Below are 6089 nucleotides of genomic sequence, written 5' to 3'. Positions count from 1 at the left end.
GGGGCTGCTTAATGGTGATACGCAGAAGAACATCATGGCTTGTGTGCCGCGTGAGCGTACGGGGATGGCTTCGGGGTTGAGTACGACTACGAGGTTTGGCGCGATTGTGATTGCGATTGGGGTGTTGGGTGGGGTGCTGGCGGCGCGTAGCGCGCAGCTGTTGCGCGAGGCCATGGCCGGGTTGGCGCCGGAGCAACTGGGCAAGGTCAGCGCCATGGCGACGCGCGTGGCTGCGGGTGATCTGCCTGCGGCCCTGGCGATGCTAGACCCGAGCCTGCAGGACACGGTCGCACCGCTGGCGCGGCAAGCCTTTGCCGGCGGGTTCGAAGCGGTGTTGCTGACGGCGGGCTGTGTGGCGTTGGTCTTTGCCGTGGGGGTAGGTGTACTGCTGGGGCGGCCGCTGCCGAGCCATGGCGCGCTCGCGCGAGCATGAAGAAAAAGGCACCTGGCTGACAGGCGCCTTCCGGCCTCAGAAATCGGCCCTGAGGGTAACGGAGTAGTTGCGCGGGTCGCCGTAATAGTTGGTGGCGTTTAACCAAACGGCAGACAACTAAGGCTCGAATACCCATCGCCCTCGCAACATTCCTTTCAGCTCATCAACGCTCAGGGTCATATCCCGCTTGCGGTGGACCACCGCATGGCAGTTAGCGCACAACGTGACGAGGTCGGTCTCAGGATTCACGGCTTTCTCCCCACCAAAGTCCGAAATCGGTACTACATGGTGAACGTGGATGAATCCCTTCGCGTGTTCGCCGTAAACCTGTTCGAAGTCAAACCCACATGCCTTGCAGTCAAGTCCGTGGATAGCGATGGCCTTTACCCTTAGGTCTTTTCGGCGCTCGTAACGGGTACCAAAGTAGGTGGACTTGCTGCCCTCATTGGCCGATTCAAAGGTCAATGGATCGTCTTCGCTGTTCGGCACTACCGCGTCAGCTTGCGAAGGCAGGAGCTTCGCATGGCTTAGGATGGCATCGTAATCGGATTGGGAAATGGGCCGAACACCGTCGCGCCAATAGTTGCTCACGCGTGTGGCGGGAATAGTCTCTAGGTACGCTCCGTCGATTTTCGAGGGGACAGCGGTTTCGAACGGAGTGAAGTTTTCGATCAGTGCAAAAAGGTCACCCTTATCGCTGTTTCGATCTGAGTAGACCTTGCCGATGCGTGCCGTGCCAAAATAATGCGGATCGGTGCTGAGGCGGACAGAAGCAAAGGCTTTGTCCTTGATGCGCCCTTTGTAGTAGAGCACTTCGGCTCCCTGGGTGAGCCAGGTTTGGTAGCGCTTGGGGAAGTGATAGACAGCGCCTGTCTCGTCTTCCCACTGCGATGTGTCGTTTTCAACGATGACGACGGGCATGTCATTTCCTCTCGATCGATGGCAAAAGCCTATCAAAAATTAGGAAATTTCCTACCGCGCGTTCTGAAGGTGCGCTCTCATACCACCGATTGTGGTGAGGCCGGCTGGTTAAGTGCTTTTGTAAGATTTCTCGCGTCGGTGAAGTTTGGTACGTTGACCGTGAGCCGGCCGGCTCAAGGCAATATCCGCATGGCTCGAACTCAAAAAATCGGCAGGGCGCAGAGTTGCTGGCGGCCGTGTATTTGCTGGGCCCATGTACAAAAAATGTTCATGGACGTTTTTATCAATATTTTTTGGTGGGGCGGGGTAGTTTGAAATAAGTCGGTATCTATCTGTTTTTTCTAGTTAATAATTTATTGGTCAACTTGCTTGAAATACCAGTTGGAACGTAGCGTGGTCTGGATTCCGATGGACGGTGCCTTTTTGAGAACCGTCCCAAAACGAATCGGGGCCGAATCTATCAAGCAAATGATCGCACTGTTGATCATAGCCCCTGCGCTCGCCGGTACAGGGGCTCCTAGCAAACGATACAGTCAACGATTGCTGTGTTGGTTAAGCCGGCTCTCGAAGTATTGCGCCGTCTCTTTGTCGGTGCAGTACAGGTAGCAACCCTTCATCCCGCGTGTCATCAGCGTTCGGTACGTATTTTTGATAATCAGATCTGTTTCACTCTTCGCGAGGGCAGGTTGCTCTTTCATCATTTTTTTCCAGCCGCGAATCGATTTATCGTGCTTGTCGCGCTCATCCGGGGATGTCACTACCTCCCCGTCACGTACGACTAGATCTGGCCCGATAATCACTCCGATGTAGTCGACTTCCAAACCTTGGCAGGTATGAATGCAGCCAACCTGCTCGATGGAGTTCTCAGCGATGATCCATAGGCTGCCATCCTGATCCAGGTTCCATTGGCGTTTGTAGTCACCAATGACGATATCAGCAGCGGTGGGGTCTTTCTTGCTCAACCAAGGCCAGCAATAGCCCGCGACCACACGAGCTTTGTTTCCGTGGTTTTTCTCGTTGATTGCGTCATGCATCGCCTGAGGTGAGTCGAACACTTTAAACTCGTACTCTTGAGTCTCAAGCGTCGGATTTGCCGTCGAGCGAATGCCCAGCGTGTCATCCAGCCATGCCAAGTAACCGTCAGAACCACTGCAGCGAAACTGCGAAGACAGCACGTGTTCTTCCACCACAGCACCCTTGGCTTTTGCAAAGGCGCGTATCGCCTGCTTGCTGCCGATATCGCTCAAGGTTACACGCTGGTCCTCATCAATAAAGAATATGGAGCATTTCGCTGAGTCAATCAGCTCCTTGATCTGGTTTTCCCCAAGGTTTCCATAAAGCCCGCTTTTTTCATTCAGCCGGTGAGCTTCGTCCACGATAAGCGCATCGAATGTGTTGGGCTCAGTGTCGATGAATGCCCCAGAGCCTGAAAAGAAATTCGAGAAATGGCTGCGCTTGATGGTGCCAACCAGTTTGCTTTCGTAGACCTTGCGAGGGGCGGCATTTTTGGAGACGTATTTGCTCATCAGCTTCAATTCGGTGAGCTTCACCAGCAGATTGATAGCCAGAACAGTTTTTCCGGTGCCCGGTCCACCTTCGATGATCATCACCTTGGGTGCTTGGTCCGAGGCCTCGCTTGCCGCCGCCAGCGCCGACTCAAAAATTGCTTTCTGATCGTCAATCAATACGAACTCGGGTTTGCCTTTCATCAACCCCCCGAGCGCTTCGGCTAGTGCCTTGGACGGGCGAATTTTTCCTTCGGACAGCTCGTAAAGAACCTCTTTGTTGTCGCCATGACTTATATGCTTTTTCAGAAAGGTTCTGAGTTTACTGAGCTCTTCCGGGCCTTTCAGAAACAGCGGAGCCTTGTTGATGTGGGGCTCATAGTGGGCTGAATCTATGACCCCGTCGCTGACGTAGTTATGGAGGTAGGCACACGGACGGATTTCGATGCTTTTGTCATACACCGCCTCGTTGAAGCCTTCCAGCAGCGCTGCATAGGACCATACCTGATAGGACGGGTGAATGGTCTCAACGAGGCCGCCACCCAATGCCGTTTTGACGATGGCGTCTTTGGTTGTGGCGTTGGCCTTACTCCATTGCTTCAGCTCGATCAGTACGGCCTTTTTTGCCTGGTTTTCGTCGCGACCGGTGAGTAGAAAGTCGATTCGCTTCGAGGACTGCGGAATGTGTAATTCAATGGCCAGGCCTGCATCGCTCGGGAGGCCCTCATCTCTAAGGACCTTGGCCATGTACGTCAGGGACCCTTGCCACGACCTGATTTCCGAGGAGCCAACGTTCTTGCCGGTAGCTTCCTTGTAGTGCCTGAGGATCACCTCCTCAATGTCATCGTTATCGTTGTCTTTAAGAAATTGCTGTTTGGTCGCAGCGTAAACGATCACGGGTTGTCCTTAGGTGCGTGTTGGTCAGAGTCGGTCGTACTTTTTGCTGGTGCTTCTGGCTTTATCCACGGGGTACTTCTGGCCATTCGAGGCGAGTTTCTGTGTCACGGCCTCGTCGAGGTCAATGCCGAGCACACTGCTCAGGCGAACGAGGTACATGAATACGTCCGCCAGTTCATCCTTGACGGCTTGGCCGATTTCGGGGTCTGTTGCGGCGGAGATCGAGTCGGCATCGCTCATCCATTGGAAAATCTCGCACAGCTCGCCTACCTCTCCAGTGAGAGCCAGGATGAGATTTTTGGGGGAATGGAACTGCTGCCAGTCGCGATCATCTGCGAACTGTTGAAGGGATGCGGCGAGCTTCACTACGTCAACCAATGGCGCGGATGAGTTGTCTGAGTCACTCACGGGGCTATCTCTTGGGCATCGGTGGGGAAAATGTGTAGGAAATCAGGCCTTGGATTGTAAGAGTTTTTGCACCTTTCGCAGTTTTTTTGTGCTGTTTCACCTGCTGCACGGATTGCTTGCCAGTGTTCGCTAGCTGCGTTCAACGTGGCGGCTATTTGTGCTTGCACGATAGGTGAGCGGTCCTATATGGGCTGATCGATAGCAGACCACCAAAAGGCACGTCCATCTGGCCCACCGGGTTTTGGAGGAAATATCGCTCTCAGGGTGAGTCAACTTTGAAGGGGGATTAGGCTGAAATTCAAAACCTCTCAAAAGACCGAAAAAAGCGTCGGAGGCCGCGCATTCACCGAATCGCAGGCACAAAAAAAGACGTCCAAGGACGTCTTTGATTGTCAATTTGGTGGAGCCGGGGGGATTTGAACCCCCGTCCGCCAGTACTCCGCTGTCGGTACTACATGCTTAGCCGTGTCTACTGAGTTAATCCGCAGCCGCCCGACGGGCAGGGTGCTTTGGACGAGTTGGGTAAGTTTTAGTCGCTTTGCCCCCAACGTGCTACGCGACGATCCTGTTCTGTATGACAATCATTTCGGGTTTACAGGCATCCCCTGATGATTGCTGGAGCCGAAGCTACCAGGAGAGCGGGCTCAGCTGCTTACGCAGCGAGAGCGTAACCCTCGTAGTTTTCGTCATTGGCAACTATAGAAAGTTGCAACAGTGGATTTACGAGTTCTGTTACCAACTCGGCATGCACCTAGAGTTTCGCTACCGGCGTCGAATCCTGATCGGCCCCACACTCAGCTCTAGCTGACGTACCTTTCGGCACGTGGCGCTGAGTATACGCCTTTGCGCGGGCGGCGTCGACTGCGGGTTCGTGCCGCCCGCTCAAGGCTCATGCGCCGGCGCCGCCGGACGAGCCGCTGCCTTTTTCGGTTTTCTCCAGGCGCTCGAGCACTTTGCTGGTGATGGCGATGCATTTCTTGGTGTCGCCGGAGGCCTGGGCGGCCTTGGCTTCGTCGACGTGCTCGGTCAGGGCTTTGTCGAGGCCTTCGGAGGTGGCGCCGGCGGTGGCCATGCTGTCGTCGATCTTCTGCAGGTTGGCGGCGCAGAGGTCGTCGGCGGCGAACACCGGGGACGCCAGGAGGGTGGCGGCCGCGAAGAGGGCGGAAAGCGCAGTACCTTTCATGGGTGTCTCCTTTCAAGGCCTCTGGAAGGTGGGCCTGTAAGGGTGGACTGTCGGGATTTGGCGAGGGTTCAATCGGGGTGGTGGCTTGGCGACATGATGGTGTGTGATGGGTCTTATATTGCAGGTTATTGCAGGCTGTAGGAGCGGCCTTGTGTCGCGAAAGGGCCACGCAGTGGCCCCCAGGGTTTTTGCGGTGCAGCTGGAATGGTTGGGGCTGCTCTGCAGCCCTTTCGCGACACAAGGCCGCTCCTACAAACGGTGCAAGTCAGTTGCTGGTGTGGGATTTGTTCATGCCCAGTTCCATGTCGTCGATCAGGGCCTTGGCCATTTCGCTGAGGATGCGCGCAGCGCTGCCGGCCTTGCGGTCGTTTTCCATTTCGGCTTCGGTGGTCAGGTGGCGGATGCAGCCGAGCAGCACCGAGAGTTGGCTGAAGGCGTGGTCGAAGGGGACGCCGGGCTGCAGGCGGAACAGGTCGAAGGTTTCGTGGCCGGCGGTTTTGGAGTTTCTGACCAGGTCATTCATGGGCGCACTCCCGGGCTTTTTTGGTGTGCAGGCCGGTCAAGGCATGTTCGATCAGCGCCCTTGAGGTTTCGGATGCATGGGCGGCGTTGCCCAGCATGCTCAGGCCGGATTCGCCTGAATGGGTGCGGCAGTGTTCGTCGATGGTTTCGGCGACGCCGCGCAGGAGTTCGCTGGCGTGGGCCAGGGCGTCGGTGGGGGGCATGTCGCTGTGGATGGAGA

General features: G+C 55.7%; 6 protein-coding genes, 1 other RNA gene and 1 pseudogene. 1 reads left to right on the top strand and 7 read right to left on the bottom strand.

Annotation, left to right across the window (positions count from 1 at the left end; all coding sequences use genetic code 11):
• Positions 1-433, top strand: a pseudogene (locus L6D75_RS27055) (MFS transporter); the annotation flags it as partial.
• 117 nt (positions 434-550) lie between these two features.
• On the opposite strand, the gene L6D75_RS27050 reads toward L6D75_RS27055, so the two are convergent.
• The 7 genes from L6D75_RS27050 to L6D75_RS27020 all read right to left on the bottom strand — a co-directional run.
• Complete coding sequence (locus tag L6D75_RS27050) at positions 551-1354, bottom strand: HNH endonuclease (protein ID WP_176518144.1); 804 nt, start codon at positions 1352-1354, stop codon at positions 551-553.
• Between the two features lie 533 nt (positions 1355-1887).
• Entirely contained in the window at positions 1888-3756 is a 1869-nt protein-coding gene (locus tag L6D75_RS27045) for a DUF2075 domain-containing protein (protein WP_176518145.1), read from the bottom strand.
• Between the two features lie 24 nt (positions 3757-3780).
• Entirely contained in the window at positions 3781-4164 is a 384-nt protein-coding gene (locus tag L6D75_RS27040) for a nucleotide pyrophosphohydrolase (RefSeq protein ID WP_176518146.1), read from the bottom strand.
• Between the two features lie 398 nt (positions 4165-4562).
• Positions 4563-4954, bottom strand: a transfer-messenger RNA (tmRNA) gene (gene ssrA, locus L6D75_RS27035).
• Positions 4955-5053: 99 nt separating this feature from the next.
• Positions 5054-5347, bottom strand: a complete 294-nt coding sequence (locus L6D75_RS27030) for a hypothetical protein (RefSeq protein WP_176518147.1) — start codon at positions 5345-5347, stop codon at positions 5054-5056.
• A gap of 265 nt (positions 5348-5612) precedes the next feature.
• Complete coding sequence (locus tag L6D75_RS27025) at positions 5613-5870, bottom strand: DUF3077 domain-containing protein (RefSeq protein WP_176518417.1); 258 nt, start codon at positions 5868-5870, stop codon at positions 5613-5615.
• On the bottom strand, positions 5863-6089 hold a 227-nt coding region (locus tag L6D75_RS27020), incomplete at its 5' end, for a hypothetical protein (RefSeq protein ID WP_176518418.1). The genes L6D75_RS27025 and L6D75_RS27020, both read right to left, overlap by 8 nt.

Origin of the sequence: Pseudomonas faucium (genome assembly GCF_021602585.1) — a bacterium.
GTDB lineage: Bacteria > Pseudomonadota > Gammaproteobacteria > Pseudomonadales > Pseudomonadaceae > Aquipseudomonas > Aquipseudomonas faucium.
The sequence above is the reverse complement of the archived record's forward strand: the minus strand, read 5'-3'. Positions and strand labels throughout refer to the sequence as shown.

Excerpts from the sequence above, each read along its gene's own strand:
- L6D75_RS27050 (WP_176518144.1), bottom strand. The coding sequence starts at position 1,354 with ATGCCCGTCGTCATCGTTGAAAACGACACATCGCAGTGGGAAGACGAG.
- L6D75_RS27030 (WP_176518147.1), bottom strand. The coding sequence starts at position 5,347 with ATGAAAGGTACTGCGCTTTCCGCCCTCTTCGCGGCCGCCACCCTCCTG.
- L6D75_RS27025 (WP_176518417.1), bottom strand. The coding sequence starts at position 5,870 with ATGAATGACCTGGTCAGAAACTCCAAAACCGCCGGCCACGAAACCTTC.